This is a genomic window from Massilia orientalis (genome assembly GCF_030411975.2).
Classification (GTDB): Bacteria; Pseudomonadota; Gammaproteobacteria; order Burkholderiales; family Burkholderiaceae_D; genus Telluria; species Telluria orientalis.
Map to the genome: position 1 here is coordinate 443,388 of NZ_JASNRB020000003.1, position 18,578 is coordinate 461,965.

The 18,578-nt window shown below is 66.2% G+C and carries 24 protein-coding genes and 1 pseudogene; 12 read left to right on the top strand and 13 right to left on the bottom strand.

The features are described from left to right. Positions 1-100: 100 nt before the first annotated feature. A complete protein-coding gene (locus QPK29_RS06210) occupies positions 101-1,012 on the top strand; it encodes a LysR substrate-binding domain-containing protein (protein ID WP_371771408.1) in 912 nt (303 codons plus the stop codon). A 66-nt stretch (positions 1,013-1,078) separates the two neighbouring features. After that, entirely contained in the window at positions 1,079-1,309 is a 231-nt protein-coding gene (locus QPK29_RS06215) for a hypothetical protein (RefSeq protein ID WP_371771407.1), read from the top strand. On the opposite strand, the gene nhaR is transcribed toward QPK29_RS06215, so the two are convergent. After that, positions 1,299-2,201 (bottom strand): transcriptional activator NhaR, encoded by a 903-nt coding sequence (gene nhaR, locus QPK29_RS06220; RefSeq protein ID WP_371771406.1) that lies wholly within the window; start codon positions 2,199-2,201, stop codon positions 1,299-1,301. The two genes, QPK29_RS06215 and nhaR, sit on opposite strands and share 11 nt — an antisense overlap. 118 nt (positions 2,202-2,319) lie before the next feature. On the opposite strand from nhaR, the gene QPK29_RS06225 reads away from it, so the two are divergent. The 4 genes from QPK29_RS06225 to QPK29_RS06240 all read left to right on the top strand — a co-directional run bounded on the left by QPK29_RS06225 (position 2,320) and on the right by QPK29_RS06240 (position 4,919). Then, a complete protein-coding gene (locus QPK29_RS06225; protein ID WP_371771482.1) occupies positions 2,320-3,285 on the top strand; it encodes a TerC family protein in 966 nt (321 codons plus the stop codon). 23 nt (positions 3,286-3,308) lie between these two features. Beyond that, on the top strand, positions 3,309-3,707 hold the full coding sequence (locus tag QPK29_RS06230) for a TerB family tellurite resistance protein (RefSeq protein WP_371771405.1): 399 nt from the start codon (positions 3,309-3,311) through the stop codon (positions 3,705-3,707). Between the two features lie 77 nt (positions 3,708-3,784). Further along, positions 3,785-4,366, top strand: a complete 582-nt coding sequence (locus tag QPK29_RS06235) for a DUF6058 family natural product biosynthesis protein (protein ID WP_371771404.1) — start codon at positions 3,785-3,787, stop codon at positions 4,364-4,366. Positions 4,367-4,454: 88 nt separating this feature from the next. After that, complete coding sequence (locus QPK29_RS06240) at positions 4,455-4,919, top strand: carboxymuconolactone decarboxylase family protein (protein WP_371771403.1); 465 nt, start codon at positions 4,455-4,457, stop codon at positions 4,917-4,919. Here QPK29_RS06240 and QPK29_RS06245 read toward each other — a convergent pair whose 3' ends face one another. Together QPK29_RS06245 and QPK29_RS06250 are read right to left on the bottom strand one after the other, a co-directional pair. Next, positions 4,920-5,285, bottom strand: a complete 366-nt coding sequence (locus tag QPK29_RS06245; protein WP_160410501.1) for a VOC family protein — start codon at positions 5,283-5,285, stop codon at positions 4,920-4,922. Between the two features lie 71 nt (positions 5,286-5,356). After that, the gene (locus tag QPK29_RS06250) at positions 5,357-6,214 is read right to left on the bottom strand and encodes a hypothetical protein (protein WP_371771402.1); all 858 of its coding nucleotides are present in this window, start codon (positions 6,212-6,214) and stop codon (positions 5,357-5,359) included. Between the two features lie 100 nt (positions 6,215-6,314). Between QPK29_RS06250 and QPK29_RS06255 the strand changes: the two genes are divergently transcribed. The 3 genes from QPK29_RS06255 to QPK29_RS06265 all read left to right on the top strand — a co-directional run bounded on the left by QPK29_RS06255 (position 6,315) and on the right by QPK29_RS06265 (position 7,534). Beyond that, positions 6,315-6,641, top strand: coding sequence for a hypothetical protein (locus QPK29_RS06255; protein WP_056133505.1), 327 nt, complete (start codon positions 6,315-6,317; stop codon positions 6,639-6,641). 82 nt (positions 6,642-6,723) lie between these two features. Then, positions 6,724-7,191 carry an SRPBCC family protein gene (locus tag QPK29_RS06260; RefSeq protein ID WP_371771401.1) on the top strand — a complete coding sequence of 156 codons (468 nt, stop codon included), beginning with the start codon at positions 6,724-6,726 and terminating at the stop codon, positions 7,189-7,191. Further along, positions 7,178-7,534 (top strand): ArsR/SmtB family transcription factor, encoded by a 357-nt coding sequence (locus QPK29_RS06265; protein ID WP_371771400.1) that lies wholly within the window; start codon positions 7,178-7,180, stop codon positions 7,532-7,534. Before QPK29_RS06260 ends, QPK29_RS06265 begins: the two co-directional genes overlap by 14 nt. Positions 7,535-7,545: 11 nt before the next feature. On the opposite strand, the gene QPK29_RS06270 is transcribed toward QPK29_RS06265, so the two are convergent. From QPK29_RS06270 to QPK29_RS06295, 6 genes and pseudogenes are all read right to left on the bottom strand, one after another. After that, on the bottom strand, positions 7,546-7,674 hold the full coding sequence (locus tag QPK29_RS06270; protein ID WP_371771399.1) for a hypothetical protein: 129 nt from the start codon (positions 7,672-7,674) through the stop codon (positions 7,546-7,548). A gap of 10 nt (positions 7,675-7,684) precedes the next feature. Then, positions 7,685-7,771: pseudogene (locus tag QPK29_RS06275) on the bottom strand (IS5/IS1182 family transposase); the annotation flags it as partial. A gap of 468 nt (positions 7,772-8,239) precedes the next feature. Beyond that, on the bottom strand, positions 8,240-9,142 hold the full coding sequence (locus tag QPK29_RS06280) for a hypothetical protein (protein ID WP_371771398.1): 903 nt from the start codon (positions 9,140-9,142) through the stop codon (positions 8,240-8,242). 325 nt (positions 9,143-9,467) lie between these two features. After that, the gene (locus QPK29_RS06285; RefSeq protein ID WP_371771397.1) at positions 9,468-10,361 is read right to left on the bottom strand and encodes an arginase family protein; all 894 of its coding nucleotides are present in this window, start codon (positions 10,359-10,361) and stop codon (positions 9,468-9,470) included. Continuing rightward, the gene (locus tag QPK29_RS06290) at positions 10,358-11,119 is read right to left on the bottom strand and encodes a DUF6597 domain-containing transcriptional factor (RefSeq protein WP_371771396.1); all 762 of its coding nucleotides are present in this window, start codon (positions 11,117-11,119) and stop codon (positions 10,358-10,360) included. The genes QPK29_RS06285 and QPK29_RS06290 overlap by 4 nt, the downstream gene beginning before the upstream one ends. A 7-nt stretch (positions 11,120-11,126) precedes the next feature. Continuing rightward, positions 11,127-11,564 (bottom strand): hypothetical protein, encoded by a 438-nt coding sequence (locus tag QPK29_RS06295; protein WP_160410505.1) that lies wholly within the window; start codon positions 11,562-11,564, stop codon positions 11,127-11,129. A gap of 170 nt (positions 11,565-11,734) precedes the next feature. Here QPK29_RS06295 and QPK29_RS06300 point away from each other — a divergent pair, with 170 nt between their 5' ends. Next, positions 11,735-12,316: a hypothetical protein gene (locus tag QPK29_RS06300; protein WP_371771395.1), complete on the top strand. Its 582-nt coding sequence runs from the start codon at positions 11,735-11,737 to the stop codon at positions 12,314-12,316. 2 nt (positions 12,317-12,318) lie between these two features. Here the strand turns inward: QPK29_RS06300 and QPK29_RS06305 are convergent, their stop codons facing one another. Then, positions 12,319-12,909, bottom strand: coding sequence for a protein-S-isoprenylcysteine O-methyltransferase (locus QPK29_RS06305; RefSeq protein WP_371771394.1), 591 nt, complete (start codon positions 12,907-12,909; stop codon positions 12,319-12,321). A 137-nt stretch (positions 12,910-13,046) separates the two neighbouring features. On the opposite strand from QPK29_RS06305, the gene QPK29_RS06310 reads away from it, so the two are divergent. Beyond that, positions 13,047-13,400, top strand: coding sequence for a translation initiation factor Sui1 (locus QPK29_RS06310; RefSeq protein WP_371771393.1), 354 nt, complete (start codon positions 13,047-13,049; stop codon positions 13,398-13,400). Here QPK29_RS06310 and QPK29_RS06315 read toward each other — a convergent pair whose 3' ends face one another. The 3 genes from QPK29_RS06315 to QPK29_RS06325 all read right to left on the bottom strand — a co-directional run bounded on the left by QPK29_RS06315 (position 13,401) and on the right by QPK29_RS06325 (position 17,193). After that, a complete protein-coding gene (locus QPK29_RS06315) occupies positions 13,401-15,785 on the bottom strand; it encodes a DNA polymerase II (protein WP_229411941.1) in 2,385 nt (794 codons plus the stop codon). It lies immediately after the preceding gene. Then, positions 15,778-16,575 carry a ferritin-like domain-containing protein gene (locus QPK29_RS06320; protein WP_371771392.1) on the bottom strand — a complete coding sequence of 266 codons (798 nt, stop codon included), beginning with the start codon at positions 16,573-16,575 and terminating at the stop codon, positions 15,778-15,780. The genes QPK29_RS06315 and QPK29_RS06320 overlap by 8 nt, the downstream gene beginning before the upstream one ends. A 63-nt stretch (positions 16,576-16,638) precedes the next feature. Beyond that, complete coding sequence (locus QPK29_RS06325; RefSeq protein ID WP_371771391.1) at positions 16,639-17,193, bottom strand: hypothetical protein; 555 nt, start codon at positions 17,191-17,193, stop codon at positions 16,639-16,641. Between the two features lie 274 nt (positions 17,194-17,467). Between QPK29_RS06325 and QPK29_RS06330 the strand changes: the two genes are divergently transcribed. Beyond that, complete coding sequence (locus QPK29_RS06330) at positions 17,468-18,472, top strand: glycoside hydrolase family 53 protein (protein ID WP_371771390.1); 1,005 nt, start codon at positions 17,468-17,470, stop codon at positions 18,470-18,472. The last annotated feature ends 106 nt before the right edge of the window (positions 18,473-18,578 follow it).

Consider the following 18,578-nt stretch of genomic DNA (forward strand, 5'->3'; position numbering starts at 1 on the left):
GAAGTGGCGAAGAGTCTTCATTACATGCTGTCGCGGCCTGCCCTTCAAACGTTTAAAATGACCGTGCCGCATGCCGAACCGGCATGTCAGGAACCTGCCCATGCCGAGCCGACTGATCGACCTGCCGCCGCTGGACCTGCTGCGCACCTTCGTCGCGGTGGGCCGCCGCATGAGCATCACGCTGGCCGCGCAGGACTTGTGCATCGTGCAGTCCGCCGTCAGCCGCCAGATCCAGGCGCTGGAAGCGACCCTCGGCTGCCGCCTGTTCGTGCGCGGGTATCGCAGCATCGAGTTTACGCCCGAGGGCCGGCACCTGTTCCGGAATGCCGATCCGATGCTGGAACAACTGGGGTCCGTGATCGGTATGCTGCGTCCTCCCGCCGAGCGGCCGTGCATCACCATCACGGCCACCATCGGCGTCACCGCGCTCTGGCTGCTGCCCCGGCTGGGCGCCTTCCAGCGCGCCTCGCCCGACATCGACGTGCGCGTCGCCGCCACCAATCGCGTGATGGACCTGGACCGCGACGGCATGGACCTCGCCCTCCGCTACTGCCCCGACGCGGCGGCGCCGGGCGGCGCGGTCCGCCTGTTCAGCGAGATCCTCATCCCGGTCGCGCATCCGTCGCTGGGCGTGTCGGCCATCGAGGAACCGGCCCAGGTGCGCCGGCACGTGCTGATCGATTACGACGACAGTTCGCGGCCCTGGCTCCAGTGGAAGCACTGGCTGCGCGGCGCCGGCCACAAGACGGGGACGTCGGGCAACGGCCGTCTGCTGTTCAACCAGTACGACCAGGTGGTGCAGGCGGCGCTGGCCGGACAGGGCGTCGCACTCGGCCGCCTGGCGCTGGTCGGCAACCTGCTCGCCGAAGGCAAGCTCGCGGTGGCGACGGCGCGGCCGCCCGTGACGACCGATCACGGCTACTGGCTGCTGACGCGGCCCGGTGCGGACAGCCGCGCACTGGCGGCAGTGCGGGACTGGATTCTCGCGGAGGCCGCGGCGACAAATCGATGACAGATTTCATCCGGTATCGCGACTATATTGGCGAGACCCAAACCAATCAACGAAGGACTACCAGGCATGCTGAAACATCTCCTGAGCGCCGCGGCAGCGGCATGCGTCCTGGCCGGCTGCGCCGAAGCGCCGACCAGCGACGGCCCCCAACTCTCGCGCGAGGACCGCGAGCCCCCCACCGGCAGCATGCTGCCGCGCCGGCACCAGACCGGTAACCCCCAGGTGATCAACAAGGACCAGATCGACACCAACCAGATCCTGAACCCGGGCGCCACGCAGCCGCACATCAAGCCCTGAACAGCATGTCCCGCGCGAGCGCGCCGATCGCGACCGTGGCCGGATGGCTCATGCGCCGTTCGGTCGTGATCGCGTAGACCTGCTCGACCACCGCATCGACCGTGCCGAGCGCCACGACCTGGTACTGGTCGCACACCTGCGCCGCGATGACCGTCGGCGCGAAGAACACCCCCGCCCCTGATTGGCCGAATGCCTGCATCATCGCGCTATCGTCGAACTCGCCGATGACCCGGACGTGGATGTCGCCGCTTTCCAGCCAGTGCAGCAAACGGCCACGGATCGCGACATCCTCGCCGGGGAACAGCACCGGGGCATTCTCGAGGCACGCCGGAAAATCCGGTCCCAGCCGGGCCGCCAGGTCCGCGGTGGCGAACGCGGTCATCGAACTTTCCCCAAGCAAGTGGTTGTAGGCACGCACGCTGAAGTGCGCGGGGATCGTCCGGTCCGCGATGACGAGGTCGAGACGGTGGACGGCCAGGTCCGCGAGGAGGTTGTCGAGGCGGCCTTCGCGGCACACGAGCCTGACCGGTTCCTCCAGCTTCAGGGCCGGCTCCACGAGCCTGCACGCGATGAGTTTCGAGACCGAATCGGCACACCCCACGCGAAACGGTTGCGGCGACGCGAGCTGGCTGTTCCGCACGAGTTCCAGCAATTCATCCCCGACCGTGAAAATCTGTTCGGCCGAGCGGGCAATGCGCCGGCCGGCCTCGGTCAACTCGAGGTTGCGCCCGGCGCGCCGGAACAGCTGCACCCCCAGCGTGGCCGCGAACTCGGACAGCTGCCCCGAGATCGCGTGCGGCGTCAGGTGGAGCTGCGCGGCGGCCGTGGCGATGCTGCCGGTCTTTGCCACCATCCAGAAGTAGCGCAAATGCTTGTAGTTGAGTGAGCTCATGGCGTTCGAATACATCGAAAAAGTCGATGAATGATGAAAGATAACACGATTAGTCCGATCCTTACCTGCCATCTATAGTGAACGTTCAATCAACCGCAACGATGACCGGAGGGCGATGATGAACGGAATCGAGACTATTGCGAGCGGCCCGATGTGGGCCGGTTTCCTCGGGTTCGTGCTGGTGATGCTCGCGCTCGACTTGTTCGTGTTCGGCGGCAACAAAGCACACAAGGTGGGCGTGAAGGAAGCGGGGCTGTGGTCGATCGCGTGGGTCAGCATGGCGCTGCTGTTCAACGGCGGCCTGTGGTGGTACCTGAAGACGACGGTCGGCGCCGACGTGGCCGACCAGAAGGCGCTCGAATTCCTGTCCGGCTACCTCATCGAAAAGGCGCTCTCGGTCGACAACATCTTCGTGTTCCTGATGATCTTCACCGCCTTCCAGGTACCCCAGCAATACCAGCGCCGGGTGCTCGTCTACGGCGTCCTCGGCGCCATCGTCATGCGCGCCGTCATGATCGGCGCCGGCGCGTGGGTCGTGAGCGAATTCAGCTGGGTGCTGTACGTCTTCGGCGCCTTCCTGCTGCTCACGGGCCTGCGCATGCTGGTGGCGGCCGACGAGGAACCGGACGTCAAGCAGAGTCCCGTGATGCGCTTCGCCCGCAAGCACCTGCGCGTGGCGGAAGGCGACCATGGCGAGAAATTCTTCGTGGCCGCAAACGGGATCCGCTATGTGACGCCGCTGTTCCTCGTGCTGCTGCTGATCGAAGCGACGGACCTGATCTTCGCGGTGGACTCGATCCCGGCGATCTTCGCCATCACGACGGACCCGTTCATCGTCTTCACGTCGAACCTGTTCGCGATCCTGGGCTTGCGTGCCCTGTACTTCCTGCTGGTCGACATGGCCGACCGTTTCCACCTGCTGAAGTACGGCCTGGCGATGGTCCTGACCTTCATCGGCACGAAGATGCTGATCATGCCCTGGTATCACATGCCGGTGCAGGCGTCGCTGACCGTCGTCGCCGTGCTCATTGCCGGCAGCTGTATCGCCAGCCTGTACGTCGCGCGCAAGCACGACGCCAACTAACGTCTTTTACTGGAGAACCTGACATGCGCTCATACCCCAAGAACAGTCCCCGCGCCGCCGGCCGCCTGCTGGCCCTGACGATGATCGTCGACGGCAACGTCGCCCTCAGCGAACTGAAGGCAGTCTACCGTTCGCGGATCCTGGAGCACATCGCGCTGGACGACGACGAGTTCGACGCCGTTTTGCACGAGTTGTGCAACGACCTGCTCGCGACGGCGCACCACGGCAGCGTGCACGTCGACACGGCGACGATCGACGCCTTCCTCGACGACGTCGACGCGCCCGAACTGCGCCGCAACCTGCTGGGCGCCATGTGGCGCCTAGCCGATGCCGACGGCTGGCTGGCGGACGCGGAAGCCATCGTGCTGAACCGGGCCGCGATCCGCTGGGGGGCCGAATCGGGCTTCGTCACCGCGCACTGACTCGAGGCTTGCCCATGCTGGCGGATGCTTCGGCCGCGGCCGAATCGTCGCGGACTGGCTCCCGCTAGCATGGGCGCATGGAACTCATCGACTACCTGCACACCCATTTCCTCACCCGCGCACAGTTGCTCGCGGCCTGCGCCACGGACGGTGCGCATCTCGACGCCGTCACGGCCGCCGGCGCGATGCCGGCACCGTCGTACCGGCTGCACCTCCGGATCGATTGCGCGTCGTACTTCGGCGACCACACGGAAACGCACACGCAAGACTGGTTCGCGACAGGCTATGTCGAGTGGCTGCGCATGCTGCTGGATGGATCCCAGGATCCGTACACGCTGTTCGCGGCGCGCTACCGGGCGGCGCTGGCCGCCCTGCCCCTGTTCGACATGGACGCGACGGACGCGCACCTGCGCAGCGAATGGCAGCATTTCATCGCCGGCACCTACGGCTTGTGCACGCGCTCCGGCCTGCCCGAGGACATCGCGGCGAAGGAGCTGGCGATCCACGTCATCCGCATGCTGACCGATGACGGCCGTGTGCTCGACGCGGATGAGCGGGAACGGCTGGCCAGGGCGCGCGACCTGCTGGACCGCGCGAGCAGCCTGTTCGCCCCGCACGAACGGGCTCGCAGCTCGCGCGCGCGATACGGTTTGAAATAATTCGCGGGACCTGTCACAAAGCCGGGAGGCGTTCCGTCTAATGGTTAGAAGGCTGCATGTCGCAGCCGATCCAACGAAAGGAACCATCATGTCGCACGCTGCCCGCATCAACCTGTTTGCCCTGGCCCCATCCGCCCTGAAGGCCATGGTCAACCTGTCCCAGACCGTCAAGCAGGGCGCGCTGGGCCCACGCCTCGTGGAACTCGTCAACCTGCGCGTCTCGCAACAGAACGGCTGCGGCGTGTGCGTCGACATGCACTGGCGCGACCTGATCAAGCAGGGCGCCGACCCGCGCCACCTGAACAGCGTGGCCGCCTGGCGCGAATCGCCGTTCTTCAGCGAGCGCGAACGGGCCGCGCTGGCCTGGGCCGACGCCGTCAACGCCCTGCCCCACCGCGACGACACGGACGCCGCCTGGCCCGCCTTGCGCGAGCATTTCAGCGAGGGCGAGATCGCGGAACTGGGCTACACGATCGCCGTCATCCGGGGCTGGAACGCGATCAACCTGTCGCTGCGCAACCCGATCCCGGTCGAGCCGCCGGCCGGCATGTAATCAGCGCACGGCGGCGGGGTCGAACAGCGGGTTCTCGATGAGCCCGAGGATGTTGCCGAACGGGTCCTGCAATTCCGCCACCTTGATGCCCTCGCCCACCTCCTGGATGGCCGCGTGGACGGTGGCGCCGAGGCCGACGATGCGCTCGACCTCGGCCGCGATGTCGTCCACGCCCCAGAATGTCGTCGACCCCGTCGTGCCCGGCGTGCCGTCCGGAACGAGTCCCAACTCGAACCCGCCGACGGCAAAGCCAACGTAGAACGGCTGGTCGAAATAAGGCTGGACGCCGAACACGTCGGCGAACCAGGCTTTGGCGCGGCCGAGGTCGGCCGCGGGATAGGTCACGGTGCGCAATCCTTTGATCATGGTGTCTCCTGTCGTAAAGGCGCCATGATGCCCGATTCGCGCGGCCGTGGATTGGAAAAATGGAAAGCGGATCAGAGCAAGGCGTCGATCTGCGGCGTGATCTGCGCCTGCAGCCCGACGAGATCGACCGTCGTGCCCTGCCCGTGCGCGACAGCCGTGTAGACGCCGTCGCCATTCCCGTCGTGGAAGACCTCGTAGTAGGCGTGATTGCCGCGGGTGATCGTCTCCACGACATAGCCCGCGGCCGCCTGCGCGTACGTGACGGTGGAGCCCAGGTGGACGTCGACCGCCGTGCCGTCCGGCTTGACTGCCTGGGCCGCCGTCACCGTGGCGCCGTCGAACGTGAAGCGCATGCGCTCGTACGGCTCGACGTCCAGCGCCGTCGCCGCCGTCCCCACTGGCACCACGGTCAGCGTTTCCGCCGCGAGCTTGTACGTCGTGCCGTCCGTCGTCGTGTACGTCAGCGTCTCCAGCGTATTGCCCCGGATCGCCGTTTCCGTGACGGCGCTGCCGGCGACCGTGAACACGCTCGCCGCCAGGTCGCCGACGGCCACGTCGTGGGTCCATCCCGACGTGCCGAAGGTCTGGGTCATGCCCGTCACGGCCCCATTGGCCACCGTGAAACCGTAGGTCGGCGTGTTGGCGGCGGTCGTGTCGAAGCTGCGCACTTCCTGCGTCAGGTGATACAGGCCGGCGTCGCTCGCATCCACGGTCCAGGTCAGCGTCGCCGTGGCCGTGCCGCGGGTCAGCGTCTCCGTGACCGTGCCCGTGCCGACGGCGAACGAAGCGTCGGCGGGCAGGCTGGCCGCGATGGTCCGGCTGCCGAACACGTGTTCGAGGCCGGTGACCTGGCCGTCGGTAATCGTGAACCTGACGTCGGCGGTTGCCAGTTCGTCGGCCAGGCGGCCGACCGGGGGATGGTCGCGCATAGAGGTGTCCTTTCATGTCCGGGATGGTGCGAAAAGGATAAAGCGCTCGTCTGTAAAATGGCGTTAAGACCGCTCCTCACAAGTGTTACCAGATATTGCGATGCCCACCCAACACCCCGTCACGCCCGACGGCCGCTATTTCGTCGTCGCGGGCCGCCTTTGGCGCATGAGCAATCCGGACCTCGATCCGGCCACGCGGCAGGCGCTCGTCGACCGCCTGATGCGCGCGCGGCGCGCCGTCGGCGCCGCGAAGAAGGCGGGAGACGCGCAGGCGGAGCGGCGGGCGCGCGATGACGTCGACGCGGCGAAGCACGCCCTAGGCGAGCGCGGCCCCGCGTGGTGGACGGACGGCGCGCCCGATTACAACCGGCGGCTCGTCGAGAACACGCCGTACGCGGACTGGTACGCCGCGCTTCATCTTCCGTGAGTTGCGTATTCCCGCTTGCTGTCCTACACTGCTTAATTCGCAACCGTTTGGTTGCATCTTAAACGCGACAAGGAGAGCCATCATGGAGCACGCATCGGATACGGACCGGATCGAACGCAGCATCGTCATCGACGCGCCGCGCGCGACAGTGTGGAACGCGCTGGCCGACGCCGAAGCCTTCGGCCGGTGGTTCGGCGCCGACCTGAAGGGCCAGACGTTCGCACCGGGCCAGCGTGCACGCGGGAACATCACCTACCCGGGCTACGAACATCTCCATTTCGACGTGGTAATCGACCGCATGCAGCCGCCCGAACTGCTGTCCTTCCGCTGGCATCCCTACGCCGTCGATCCCGCCGTCGACTACAGCGAAGAACAGCCGACACTCGTGACGTTCACGCTCGCCGACGCCGGAAACAACCGTACTTTGCTGACGATCGTGGAATCGGGATTCGACAACGTCCCGCCGCACCGGCGGCTGGAGGCATTCCGCATGAACGGTGCCGGCTGGGATGCGCAGCTGACGAACATCGTCCGCCATGTCGCGGCCTGACGCCGCACTCCGCGACCTGGTCGATGCCGGTCCGGCGCTGGCGAACGTGTTCGCGGCGCTGGGAGACGCCACTCGCTTGACGTTGGTTGCGGCGCTCTGCGCGAACGGGGCCCTCTCGATCGCGCAGCTGACCGCCAACACGCACATCAGCCGGCAGGGTGTGACCAAGCACATGCAGGTCCTGGCCCAAGCCGGCATCGTCCACGACGTCAAGGTCGGACGCGAGCGCAGGTGGACGCTGGACACCGCGCAGCTGGACGCCGCCCGGCGCACGCTGGAAGTCATCGGGCGTGAGTGGGACGTCGCCCTGGCGCGGCTCAAGGCGTTCGTCGAATCGGGGTGACCTGGCAGGCGTTATCCGCGGTGATACCGGTATTCCTGGGTATGCCCGCCGTAGCCGTAGCAAGCGGCGCGGACGGCCTGCACGTGGGTGTAGCTTTCCTCGTGGCGCTTGCCCAGGATGCCGGCGAAGCCGTGGAACACTTCCCGAATATTCCCACGGTATCCCGGTCTCGAGCACAAACAGGATCCCCGTCAGGGTCGCGCGATCGTTGATACGTGGCCGTCCGCCCTTCGGCGATCTGCTGTGAGTCGGGAGATGACCTGCTGCGAGCGAACAAAGGTCTTCAGGAGAAGTGCTTGGGCCATGGCATCAGTCCGTCTGGGAACACGGCCGTTTAAGTCCGCTATCGACCCGAAGCGGAAGTTCCAAAATTTTACTTCTCGACTTCCCTGAGCCAATCGCGAAACCATTGCAATGGCATAGTCTCGTTTTCAAACGACTTTGTGCGCAGCTCATCAATCGAATATGTGTTCGCAAGATAGAGGTACCATTGCGTCTCGACGTCGGTCAACACAGGAAGTAGCTGTTCAATTGCAGGCCCAGCGTCGACATCCAGATACTGACACCAGAAACGATCACACCACTCGGCAATCTGCTTGTGACTGTATGGACTGGCCTCTGGAGTAGCACCGTACGTAAGCACACGGATCATTAAGTCACATCAGCTTCAATTATTTAGATGTTGCTGAAGCTCGATGACGAGATTCATCGAGCAGCCAGTTTCCTTTCTAAATCTTCCAAAAACGCGCGCACTTTTGTATCGTCTATTTCGTTATATAACCGTTCGCAATCCTGCTCCTTGAAGGTGCCTCCGTATGCGTGTAAAGTGGATATAACGTCAAGCGGTTCTCGAACCGCTTGAGCTTTCCGCGCTATATCATTTTGAAAAGACTCCAGCGCCGTCCGGCCGATAGCATTATTCGACGTCGATAAGGCTTCGAACAGCGATGAAGTATACGCCACGTACTTATGATAGTTCTTGTTCGGTTCGGCTCCGCCGAAAATTTCGTCGGGATCATTAAAGAATTCGAAACCGTGCCCCACTAGACTTCCGAATGCTTTAGGCTTTTCCAAGTCGCCATGCACATGAGCAAAACTATCACCGAGTGCGTGTATCAAAAATCCGGTCTCCCAATCGCGCGTTCGACTAGTAGAGGATACTTTAACAAGTTGATGAAGAATTGAGCGACGACGCGCCACTGCGGCGTAATCCCCTCCATGCAACGAGTGCAGAGTGTCCATAATTCGTCTACGATAGTCCCACGATATTACCCCCCACACGGCTACGGGAACCGCATTATAACGCTTGATCTCGTCCGGAGCCTGTGAATAGCAAGCAAGCTCAATGGCCCTATTCTGCAAGCCCGCTATTTCGGCAATATAAGCAACGGTGTGGAAGTGTCCATCTTTTTTAAATGCATCCATATCGCCGCCAAGACTCGGTTCATTTTTCTCCGCTAATTTCGTATAGAGGCCGATTGTCGTGGATGAAACTGGAGACGCAAAAGGTGTGCCAGAATACATAGCACATCCGGTCAGGCCAATGCTCACAGAAGAGAAAACAAGATATCCTAAAAACCGTTTGAGGATTTCGATTGTCCTGGTCATAAATGGCTCGCTTAATTAGTCGATTCTGCATCACCCATGCCTCTGCGTCGCGCATGATCGAGATAAATCTACGGTTTGGAATTCCTACCTTGACCTGAATGCGCTCTCGACAGCTTTTCATCAACCAGCGTACGCGTCGCGGCTCAGTGATGCGTGCCTTGTCCGGTAAAGCCGACGCAAATTGCTCCGTTGACTCCACACTTTGCCCCATCCCTTCAGGTCCGTTCCTGGTCGACAGCGGACGGTCGGCACGGCTCAGTGTACCCGGCTGTTGCCTGTAGAACAACTAGGCGGTTTTGCCAGGTGCTCCAACTCCGGCGTCGGGTCAGCGCCCGAACGGCAGCCTGCCCAGCAGGCCGACGAGCGTGCGGGCATGGCGCCCGTCCGGATCGAGGTCGGGATCGAACACGGTGACGGTCATGCCGATGCAGCGTGGGTCGGACACGAGGCCGGACAGGATCGCCACGAGATCGTCCGGCGCGATGCCCGGCGCGCCCGGGCTGTCGACCGCGGGCATCACGGCTTCGTCGAGGACGTCGACGTCCAGGTGGATCCAGAAGCGCTTGTCCAGCCGTTGCCGCGCGCGTTCCAGCACCGCGCGCGGCCCGATCTCGTTCGCCGTGAACACGTCGATGTGTTCGAAGTCGGTGTCGTTCACGTCCGCCCAGGCAAAGTCGGGACGCCGCCCGTCCCGCTCGCCGATCTGGACGACGTCGCGGTCCCGCACCAGGGGCGTCTCCACGCCGGGCCAGTCGGTCATCAGCGCCTCGCCGCGGCCCGTGGCCAGCGCGAGGTCCATGCCCGCGACGGCACCCGGCATGCTGTCCGGGTCGTAGTTGCCCGGGTGGCGGAAATCGCTGTGGCCATCCACGTGGACGAGCGCCAGCGGCCCGCGGCGCCGCGCGCCCGCCAGCGCCCCAAGCAGGATCGAGCAATCGCCGCCGACGACGAACGCGAATTCGCCGCGCGCACCGGCCGCCGCCACGTGGTCGGCCAGCGCCAGGTTGAAGTCGCGCATCGCGAGGCCGTTGCGCAGCCGCGTGCCGGGATCGGGCCCTGGCTTCCAGGTCGGCCGCGGCATGACGACGGGAATGCCGGCACCCACGGCGTCCAGCAGGCCGGCCTCGAACAACGCGGCGGGTGCGCGCCATGTGCCGGGTTCATGGCCGGGGCGCAGGGGGCGGAGTCCGAGATTCGATGGGGCGGCGATGACGATCATGGCGCGGTTTGCAGGAAGGATTCCGGGGTGGCGTCCGCGAACTGGCGGAATGCGTGGATGAGATGCGACTGGTCGTAGTAGCCGCAATCGCCCGCGAGGCGCGCCCAGTCGACGCCGGCGTCCCGGCCGCGCAGCGCCGCGTGCGCGCGGCGGAAGCGGCACACCATGGCGAAGGTCTTCGCATTCAGGCCCACGCGTTCGCGGAACAGCGTGGCGAGGTGCTGGCGCGTGACGCCCAGGCCATCCGCCAACGTGTCGATACGCACGGCCCCGCCGCTCGCCTCGAGCCGCAGGACGGCAGCGCGTGCGAGTGCGTCCGCCCGTGCCGGCCCGCGCGTGCGCAGGCGCGCGAGCAAGGCCTGTTCGATGACGGCAAGGCGCTGTGCCGTCGTGCGCTCGCGCTCCCACAATCCGGCGGCCAGCGCTTCCGCCTCTGCGCGCGGCCACAGGTCGGCCAGGGCGGGATGCCCGTCCAGCAATTCGGACAGCGGGACGTCGACGAAGGCACGCGCGGCGCCGGGCAGGAAGCGCACTGCCACCGTCAGCACCGGAGCACGCATCTCGACATGGTGCGGACGCGACATCATGCCCGCCACCTTGCCCAGCGGCGAGGCATCTTGCCACAGGATGTCGATGCAGTTATCGGGCAGCACGCGCGTGCGGACGGGCGCACCGTCCGGGACGGCGTGGCTCGTCCACAGGCAGGCCACATTGCCTGCCAGCGCGGGATGCGGCGGAAATTCGCGGTACAGGTGCATGGTCGCGTCAGTATAGCCCGCGCCGCGCCGTGGCTTTCACGCCGAGCGCGAAACCGATGCCCGCCAGGCCCCACAGGAGAGCGGCGACGACCTCGAACGTGTTGCGCAGTTCCGAATGCGTCATGGCCAGCGGCGGCAGGAGCAGCGCGCGCACGAGGCAGATCGCGGCCATCACGGCCAGGCCCGTACGCAGCAGCGGCGGGCGGCGCACCGCGCCCAGCGCCGCGCAGGCATACCAGGCGCACGTCGCCATCAGGAGCGCGATGACGAACGCCCCCGCGGGCGCGGGCCACGTGCCGGCGCGCGCGGAGTCGACCACGCCGGGCGGCGCGCCGAAGTATGCGTACCAGGCCGGTCCGGCCGGAATGGCCGCCAGGTGGATGAGGGCCCCGACGGCCGCGATGGCGGCGGCAAGCTGGATCCATGGCCTGGATGATGTCGTCATGCACGTCTCCCGATGTCGAACCGTGATGGTGCCATGGCGGCCGCCGCCAAAGTGCGCGCATTCTCACCCCGTCCCTATCAGAATCGACAGGAAGGCCGGGCTGGCGCGTTCCGTATTGACGCCTATACTGACTTGATTCGTCTTCAGCCACCGACCTTGGGAGACACAGCATGAACGCAGCCCGCCGCACCTGCCTTGCCTTCGCCCTCGCCGCCGCCAGCGCGGCCCCCTACGCCGCCGGCCCCGGCCCGGACAACGACATGGACGCCGCCACCGCGTTGAGCGACACCAACAGCCGCGCCATGCGCGGCCGCGAAATCGTTCCTCCCGGCGTCATCCTGAACCTGAAGGGCAAGCAGAGGAACCTCGTGTGGCAGGGCAGCTATATCGTCAACACGACGGGCTGCATCGACTGCCACACGCACCCGACGTATTCGCCCGGCGGCGATCCGTTCCAGGGCCAGCCCGAGCGCGTGAATGCCGAGCAATACATGTCCGGCGGGCGCCAGTTCGGCCCCTTCACGGCGCCGAACCTCACGCCGGACAACGCGGGCCGCCCGGCCGGCCTCACGCGCGAGGAATTCGTGCGGACGCTACGCACGGGCCACAATCCGCACGACCCCGCCGGCGAGATCCTGCAGGTGATGCCGTGGCCGGCCGTCGGCAAGATGACGACGCGGGACCTGTACGCGATCTACGAATACCTGCGCGCGATCCCGTCGTTGCCGGACAACCCGAACCCGGGGCCCTGACCCTATTGCCTGATGGACGGCAGCAGGCGCTTGGTACGCGCCTTGTAGTCGGCATAGGCTTGTCCGAAATGCTCGAGCATCATGTCTTCCTCGTGCTCGATGCGCGCGGCATACAGGATGCTGAATGCCAGCAGGAACGCCGGTCCCACGACGGCGTTCCCGATCAACAGCAGCTGCGCGGTGGCGATGAGGAACACGGCCGTGTACATCGGATGCCGTATGCGGCTGTAGATGCCTTCGGAGACCAGGTGGTGCGCTTCCTTGACCTCGAGCGTTGGCGAGAACTGCCGGCCCAGGTCGCGGTGCGATTTCCAGAACAGGAACACGCCCAGCACCCCAAGCGCGGCGCCGGGCCCGCCGACGGCAGGCCGTACCGCGTAGTCGGCGAAATCGAACCACGGCGTGAACAGGTACAGCAACGGCAGCGTCGTCGACCCCGTGAACACCAGCATGAGGCAGAACTTCTCGAACATCCCTTCGCGCGATTCGACGGCCTTGACCTTCCTGTTCCTGATGTCGAGCGGCGCGCGGATGGCGAAACAGACACAGAACATCGCGAGAAAGACAGCATCGAACGTGCCGGCATGATGCATGACCACCCCCTGTTGTTTTCATTGAACCCCGGGCCGGATAGTAACATCGTATTTACAGAAGTGCACGGCCGCGATGGGAGACGCCGGCCGCGATGGGCTGGTAAACTCATGGGAATAGCCATCACTCACGACACACCATGAAGCATTCGAACGGAGGCCTCGTCTATTCGACCGAGAGCGGCCGCATGTGCCCCGCCTGCCGGCAACCGCTGACCGCGTGCACCTGCAAGACCGGCACGGCACCGATCGGCGACGGCAACGTGCGCGTCGCGCGCCAGACGAAGGGCCGGGGCGGCAAGGCGGTCACGCTCGTCAAGGGCCTGGCGCTCGATGCCGCCGCCCTCGCCGCGCTGGGAAAGGCGTTGCGCACCGCGTGCGGTTCCGGCGGGACCGTGAAGGATGGCGTGATCGAGGTCCAGGGCGACCACTGCGACCGCCTCATGGAAGAACTCACGAAGCTCGGCCACCGGCCGAAACGCGCCGGCGGTTGATCAGAACAGCGCGCCCTGCGGACTGGTGAGCCTCGTGAAACTGTCGTTCATAAACGGCAGGATGCCGTCCGCGATAGGCTCCAGCTGCTTCGTCAGGTAGTGTTCGTAGTCGATGGGCGTGCGGCTCGTGTCCAGCGTCTCCAGCGGTTCCGGTCCCGCCGTCGTCATCACGTAGCGGATCCAGCCGCCGTTGCGGTATTGCGCGGGCCGGCCCTGGCGCACGTGGAATTCGTCGGCCGCGCGCGCCGCGCGCACGTGCGGCGGCACGTTGCGTTCGTACTCCACCAGCGGGCGGCGCAGCCGCTTGCGGTACACGAGCTGCTCGTCCAGATCGCCCCGGAGGGTGCGCGCCACGTAGTCACGCACATAGTCCTCGTACGGCTCGCCGCGGAACACGCGCCCGTACAACTCCTGCTGGAAGGCCTGCGCGAGCGGGGTCCAGTCCGTGCGCACCGTCTCCAGGCCCTTGAACACGAGGTCGTCGTTGCCGTCCTTGCGGCGCACGAGGCCCGCGTAGCGCTTCTTGCTGCCCTCTTCCGAGCCGCGCACGGTGGGCATCAGGAACCGGCGGAAATGGGTTTCGTATTCGAGTTCGAGCGCGCTGTCCAGGCGCAGTTCGTTGCGCAGGTGGTCGCGCCACCATGCGTTCACATGGTCGACGAGCGCGCGGCCGATGCGTGCCGCGGCGTCGTCCGCATGCGCACGCCCGAGCCACACGAACGTGGAATCCGTGTCGCCGTAGATCACCTGGTAGCCCTGCGCCTCGATCAGTTCGCGCGTGCGGTGCATGATCTCGTGGCCGCGCATCGTGATCGACGACGCCAGGCGCGAGTCGAAGAAACGGCACGCCGTCGTGCCGAGCACCCCGTACATCGAGTTCATGATGATTTTTAAAGCCTGCGACAGCGGCGCGTTGCGTTCGCGCTTGGCCGCATCGCGGCCCTGCCACACGCGCGTGACGATGCCGGGCAGGCAGTGCTGCGTGCGCGAGAAGCGCGCGCCGCGGAAGCCCGGCACCGTGTCCGCCTCCGGCTCCTCGAGGCCCGCGACGAGCCCCACCGGGTCGATCAGGAACGTGCGGATGATCGACGGGTACAGGCTTTTATAGTCCAGCACGAGCACCGAGTCGTACAGCCCGGAGCGCGAATCCATCACGAACCCGCCGGGACTGTCCGCACCCGGCACGTCGCCGATGTTCGGCGCCACGCGGCCCAGCCGGTGCATCAGCGGGATGTACGCATGCTCGAACGCGGCGACGGAACCGCCGCTGCGGTCGGCCGAGAGACCCGTCACGCTGGCGCGCTCCAGCAGGAAGGTCATCAGCTCCGATTTCGCGAAGATGCGCGTGACGAGCACGCAGTCCTGCAGGTTGTACGTCGCGAGCGCCGGCTTGTCCTCGGCGAACATGCGGTCGATCTCCGCCATGCGGTCGTACGGATTGTCGATCGCCTTGCCCTCGCCCAGCAGGCTTTGCGCCACATGCTCCAGCGAGAACGACGGGAAGCTCCACGTGGCCCCGCGCAGCGCCTCGATGCCGTCGATGACGAGGCGCCCGGCGACGCCGGCGAAGTAATGCTCCTGCCGGCCGCCGTGTTCGCGCCATTCGATCGCGCTGCCGTCGCGGCCGAGGCGCAGCGGGCGTTGCATCTGCTGCGCATGCTGCTGCAGCACGCGCAGGTCGAACTGGACGAGGTTCCAGCCGATGATCGCGTCCGGGTCGTAGCGTTGGATCCAGTCCTCCAGGCGGTCGAGCAGGTCGCGCCGCGTGGCGACGACCTCGTAGTCGAAATCGAGTCCCGACGCATCGCCGTTGGCCGGGCCGAGCATCCAGACCTGGCGCTGGCCGCAGCCCTCCAGCGCGATCGAGCGCAGCTCGCCCTGCATCGTCGTCTCGATGTCGAGCGAGACGGTCGACAGCAGCGGGCGATAGTCCTGCGCCGGCGTCAGGCGCGCATCCACGAGGAGCCGCGCATCGTGCGGATCGGGCGTGCCCGTGAACGTGACGGGCGCCATGATGAAGCGCTCCATCAGGTAGCGCTCGGGCGGACGGATATCGGCTTCGTAGACGTCGATGCCGTGCTCGCGCAGGCGCTTTTCCAGGCGCAGCAGGTGGCGGTACTGCGTGCAGTACAGGCCCAGCACGGGACGGTGGCGGAAGTCGCACAGCGACAGCTCGCGCAGTTCCGCGCCCCGTTCGCGTGCGAGCAGCAGCCGCGCCGTGTCGCCCTGCTCCGCGGGGATGAACGCGACGGCCGGCTGCGGCGCGAGACGCACGCGCCGTGGCCCATCCGGCGTCGCGAGCCAGAACTCGACCTCGACCCCGGCGTCCGTATCGCGCCAGTGGCGCGTCAGCAGGAAACCCTGCGTGTCCATGGCATCAGGCATGCGCGAGTCGGGCCAGCTCCGCCTCGGTGAAACCGGCCTGGCGGCGCGCTTCCACGTTGAAGGGACCCTTCAGCACGGGCGCCTTGTACTGCACCGTCAGCGCATCGTAGGTGGCGACCGGTTCCAGGCCGCGCTGGGCGCAGAGATAAAAATACCAGCGGTTGCCGATTTCCACGTGGCCCACCTCGTCGCGCAGCAGCACGTCGAGGATGCGCGCGGCCGCGTCGTCGCCGGCCTGCGCCAGCTTCGCGCGCAGCGGCGGGATCGCATCCAGGCCGCGCGCTTCCATCGTGCGCGGCACGAGGGCCATGCGCGCGAGGACGTCGCCGCTCGTCTTGGCGACCATCTCCCACAGGCTGTCGTGGCCGGGAAAATCGCCATAGGCCCAGCCGAGCGTGCGCAGATGCGCCGCCAGCAGCGTGAAATGATGGGCTTCCTCGGCCGCGACGCGCAGCCAGTCCGTGTAGTAGGCGTCCGGCATGCCCGGGAAGCGCCAGATCGCGTCCAGCGCGAGGTTGACGGCATTGAACTCGATGTGGGCCAGCGCGTGGACGAGCATTGCGCGCCCTTCATCCGTCGCCATCGAGCGGCGGCCGACGAGGCGCGGCGGCACGAGTTCCGGCCGCGCGGGACGGCCCGGAATGACCGCGTCGCCCGCCTTCAGCACGGCGGCGCTGTCGAGCGGCACCGCCCCGGCGCGGCAAGCGTCGGCCAGCGCGGCCACGCCCGCCGTCTTGGCGGCGGCATCCGTCTCGATCAGTAATTCCAGCGCGCGGTCGCGAAGCGCCATCGTGGTCCTCTGCGGCAAAAGGCGGCAGTTTACCATTCGGCGCCCCACGGCGCGCGACAGCCCTTACTGTTGCTGCTGCTGGACCGGCACCGTGCTGCCTTGCGGCGGCTGGTCGGACCCGCGGTTGTCCGACGGGTCCACGCGCGGCGGCGGCAGGCCGCCCGCCTGGCCCGCGCTCGGCGGCATCGCGTCGTCCTTGCCGTCGACGGTGCCCGTACCGGAGCCGGTCGCGCCCATGCTGGAGCTGCCGTAAGCAGCGCTGCCGGACGACTGGTCAGGCGTCGCCGGGGCCGTCGTCGTCGAGACGACGCGCTCCGTCACCTCGCCGCGCGGGGCCTGGGCCAGCAGCCGCGGCGCGTTCGTCATGTCGCGTTGATAGATCTGGCGCGCTTCCTTCAGGCAGGACGTACGGTGGGCGGACGATTTCTTCTTGCACGCCGTCTGCTGCTCGGCGTACGCCGCGTTGATTTCCTTCTTCAGCGTGGCCATGCGCTGGGCTTTGGTCTTGTCGCCTTGCGTCCACCGCGCCGGATCTTTTGCCGCCATCGCGGGCGAACCGGCCGCGCACAGCGCGCACGCCAGCGCGACGCCGCGCAGGATACATGTTGCTTTGCTCATCTCGACCTCCTGATTCCAATAAGGCGACGCCGACCGGCGTCAGCCGGAACCCCGCCCGGATCGACGGGTACGGGACCAGTATAGTGCGGGAGCCTGGATGACCTGCGTTCCTTTCCCCTTGTCAAATAAATACCGGATGTTTCAACAGAAACATTGCCGCCATACGAATATTTCATAGGTGACGCGAAAAATGGATAGGGTGCGCATGGCTTTTCCTGCCTAGAATCCCGGTTTGCTGCCAGCATGACAATAACGATAACGACTACGGAGACCGATGAAGCACGCCTTTTCCGCCCTTGCGGCCTGTCTTGTGCTCGGCGCTCCCTGCGCGCGCGCGGCCGACACGCACTTCGCCAAGGGCGCCGACGTCGGCTGGGTCAGCGAAATGGAAGCGGCCGGCCGGGTGTTCCGCAACCGCGACGGCAAGACCGGCGACCTGTACGCCATCCTGAAGGAACAGGGCATGGATGCCATCCGCCTGCGCGCGTGGGTGAACCCGCAGGACGGCTGGAACGGCACGGCGGACGTCGTCGTGAAAGCGAAGCGCGCCACGGCCGCCGGCCTGCGCGTCATGATCGATTTCCATTACAGCGATTCCTGGGCCGACCCGCAGCAGCAGACGAAACCGAAGGCCTGGGCCGGCTACACCGTGCCGCAACTGGCCGACGCCGTCGCGGCGCACACGCGCTCCGTGCTGACCGCCTTGCGCGACGCCGGCGTCACGCCCACCTGGGTCCAGGTCGGGAACGAGACCCGCACCGGCCTGCTGTGGCCCGAAGGCGACGCGACGAAGCACATGGACAACTACGCGCGCTTCGTCGACAGCGGCTACGGCGCCGTCAAGCAGGTGTTCCCGGACGCGATCGTGATCGTCCATGTCGACAACTGCCACGACAACGCCACGTTCCGCTGGAACTTCGACGGCCTGAAGGCGCACGGCGCGCGCTTCGACATGATCGGCGCGTCGTCGTACCCGACGACCGCAAAGAACCACACGTGGCAAAGCGCCACGGCCGCCTGCCTCGCCAACCTCAACGACATGGTGCACCGCTATGGCAAGCCGGTGATCCTGTCGGAGGTCGGCGTGCCCTGGGACCACCCGGACGGCAAGGCGGTCATCGCCGACCTGATCGCCAAGGCGCGCGCCGTCGATGGCGGCATGGCACGCGGCGTGTTTTATTGGGAGCCCGAGGCTTACGACTGGAAGGGCTATCCGATGGGCGCCTTTGACCGCGGCGGCAAGCCGACCGCGATCATGGACGCCTTCCTGGAGCGCTGAAACGCGCGAATCACAACCGAGACAAACCTATGAATCTGATTTCCCGCCTCGACACCATTGTCTTCCTGTTCTACTTCGTCGTCGTCGCCGGCTACGGCCTGTGGGT

Excerpts from the sequence above, each read along its gene's own strand:
- QPK29_RS06285 (WP_371771397.1), bottom strand. The coding sequence starts at position 10,361 with ATGATCGTCATCGCCGCCCCATCGAATCTCGGACTCCGCCCCCTGCGC.
- QPK29_RS06265 (WP_371771400.1), top strand. The coding sequence starts at position 7,178 with ATGTCGCGGCCTGACGCCGCACTCCGCGACCTGGTCGATGCCGGTCCG.
- QPK29_RS06215 (WP_371771407.1), top strand. The coding sequence starts at position 1,079 with ATGCTGAAACATCTCCTGAGCGCCGCGGCAGCGGCATGCGTCCTGGCC.
- QPK29_RS06225 (WP_371771482.1), top strand. The coding sequence starts at position 2,320 with ATGAACGGAATCGAGACTATTGCGAGCGGCCCGATGTGGGCCGGTTTC.
- QPK29_RS06230 (WP_371771405.1), top strand. The coding sequence starts at position 3,309 with ATGCGCTCATACCCCAAGAACAGTCCCCGCGCCGCCGGCCGCCTGCTG.
- QPK29_RS06305 (WP_371771394.1), bottom strand. The coding sequence starts at position 12,909 with ATGCATCATGCCGGCACGTTCGATGCTGTCTTTCTCGCGATGTTCTGT.
- QPK29_RS06310 (WP_371771393.1), top strand. The coding sequence starts at position 13,047 with ATGAAGCATTCGAACGGAGGCCTCGTCTATTCGACCGAGAGCGGCCGC.
- QPK29_RS06280 (WP_371771398.1), bottom strand. The coding sequence starts at position 9,142 with ATGACCAGGACAATCGAAATCCTCAAACGGTTTTTAGGATATCTTGTT.
- QPK29_RS06240 (WP_371771403.1), top strand. The coding sequence starts at position 4,455 with ATGTCGCACGCTGCCCGCATCAACCTGTTTGCCCTGGCCCCATCCGCC.
- nhaR (WP_371771406.1), bottom strand. The coding sequence starts at position 2,201 with ATGAGCTCACTCAACTACAAGCATTTGCGCTACTTCTGGATGGTGGCA.
- QPK29_RS06245 (WP_160410501.1), bottom strand. The coding sequence starts at position 5,285 with ATGATCAAAGGATTGCGCACCGTGACCTATCCCGCGGCCGACCTCGGC.
- QPK29_RS06255 (WP_056133505.1), top strand. The coding sequence starts at position 6,315 with ATGCCCACCCAACACCCCGTCACGCCCGACGGCCGCTATTTCGTCGTC.
- QPK29_RS06315 (WP_229411941.1), bottom strand. The coding sequence starts at position 15,785 with ATGCCTGATGCCATGGACACGCAGGGTTTCCTGCTGACGCGCCACTGG.
- QPK29_RS06260 (WP_371771401.1), top strand. The coding sequence starts at position 6,724 with ATGGAGCACGCATCGGATACGGACCGGATCGAACGCAGCATCGTCATC.
- QPK29_RS06325 (WP_371771391.1), bottom strand. The coding sequence starts at position 17,193 with ATGAGCAAAGCAACATGTATCCTGCGCGGCGTCGCGCTGGCGTGCGCG.
- QPK29_RS06235 (WP_371771404.1), top strand. The coding sequence starts at position 3,785 with ATGGAACTCATCGACTACCTGCACACCCATTTCCTCACCCGCGCACAG.
- QPK29_RS06320 (WP_371771392.1), bottom strand. The coding sequence starts at position 16,575 with ATGGCGCTTCGCGACCGCGCGCTGGAATTACTGATCGAGACGGATGCC.
- QPK29_RS06295 (WP_160410505.1), bottom strand. The coding sequence starts at position 11,564 with ATGACGACATCATCCAGGCCATGGATCCAGCTTGCCGCCGCCATCGCG.
- QPK29_RS06210 (WP_371771408.1), top strand. The coding sequence starts at position 101 with ATGCCGAGCCGACTGATCGACCTGCCGCCGCTGGACCTGCTGCGCACC.
- QPK29_RS06330 (WP_371771390.1), top strand. The coding sequence starts at position 17,468 with ATGAAGCACGCCTTTTCCGCCCTTGCGGCCTGTCTTGTGCTCGGCGCT.
- QPK29_RS06290 (WP_371771396.1), bottom strand. The coding sequence starts at position 11,119 with ATGCACCTGTACCGCGAATTTCCGCCGCATCCCGCGCTGGCAGGCAAT.
- QPK29_RS06300 (WP_371771395.1), top strand. The coding sequence starts at position 11,735 with ATGAACGCAGCCCGCCGCACCTGCCTTGCCTTCGCCCTCGCCGCCGCC.
- QPK29_RS06250 (WP_371771402.1), bottom strand. The coding sequence starts at position 6,214 with ATGCGCGACCATCCCCCGGTCGGCCGCCTGGCCGACGAACTGGCAACC.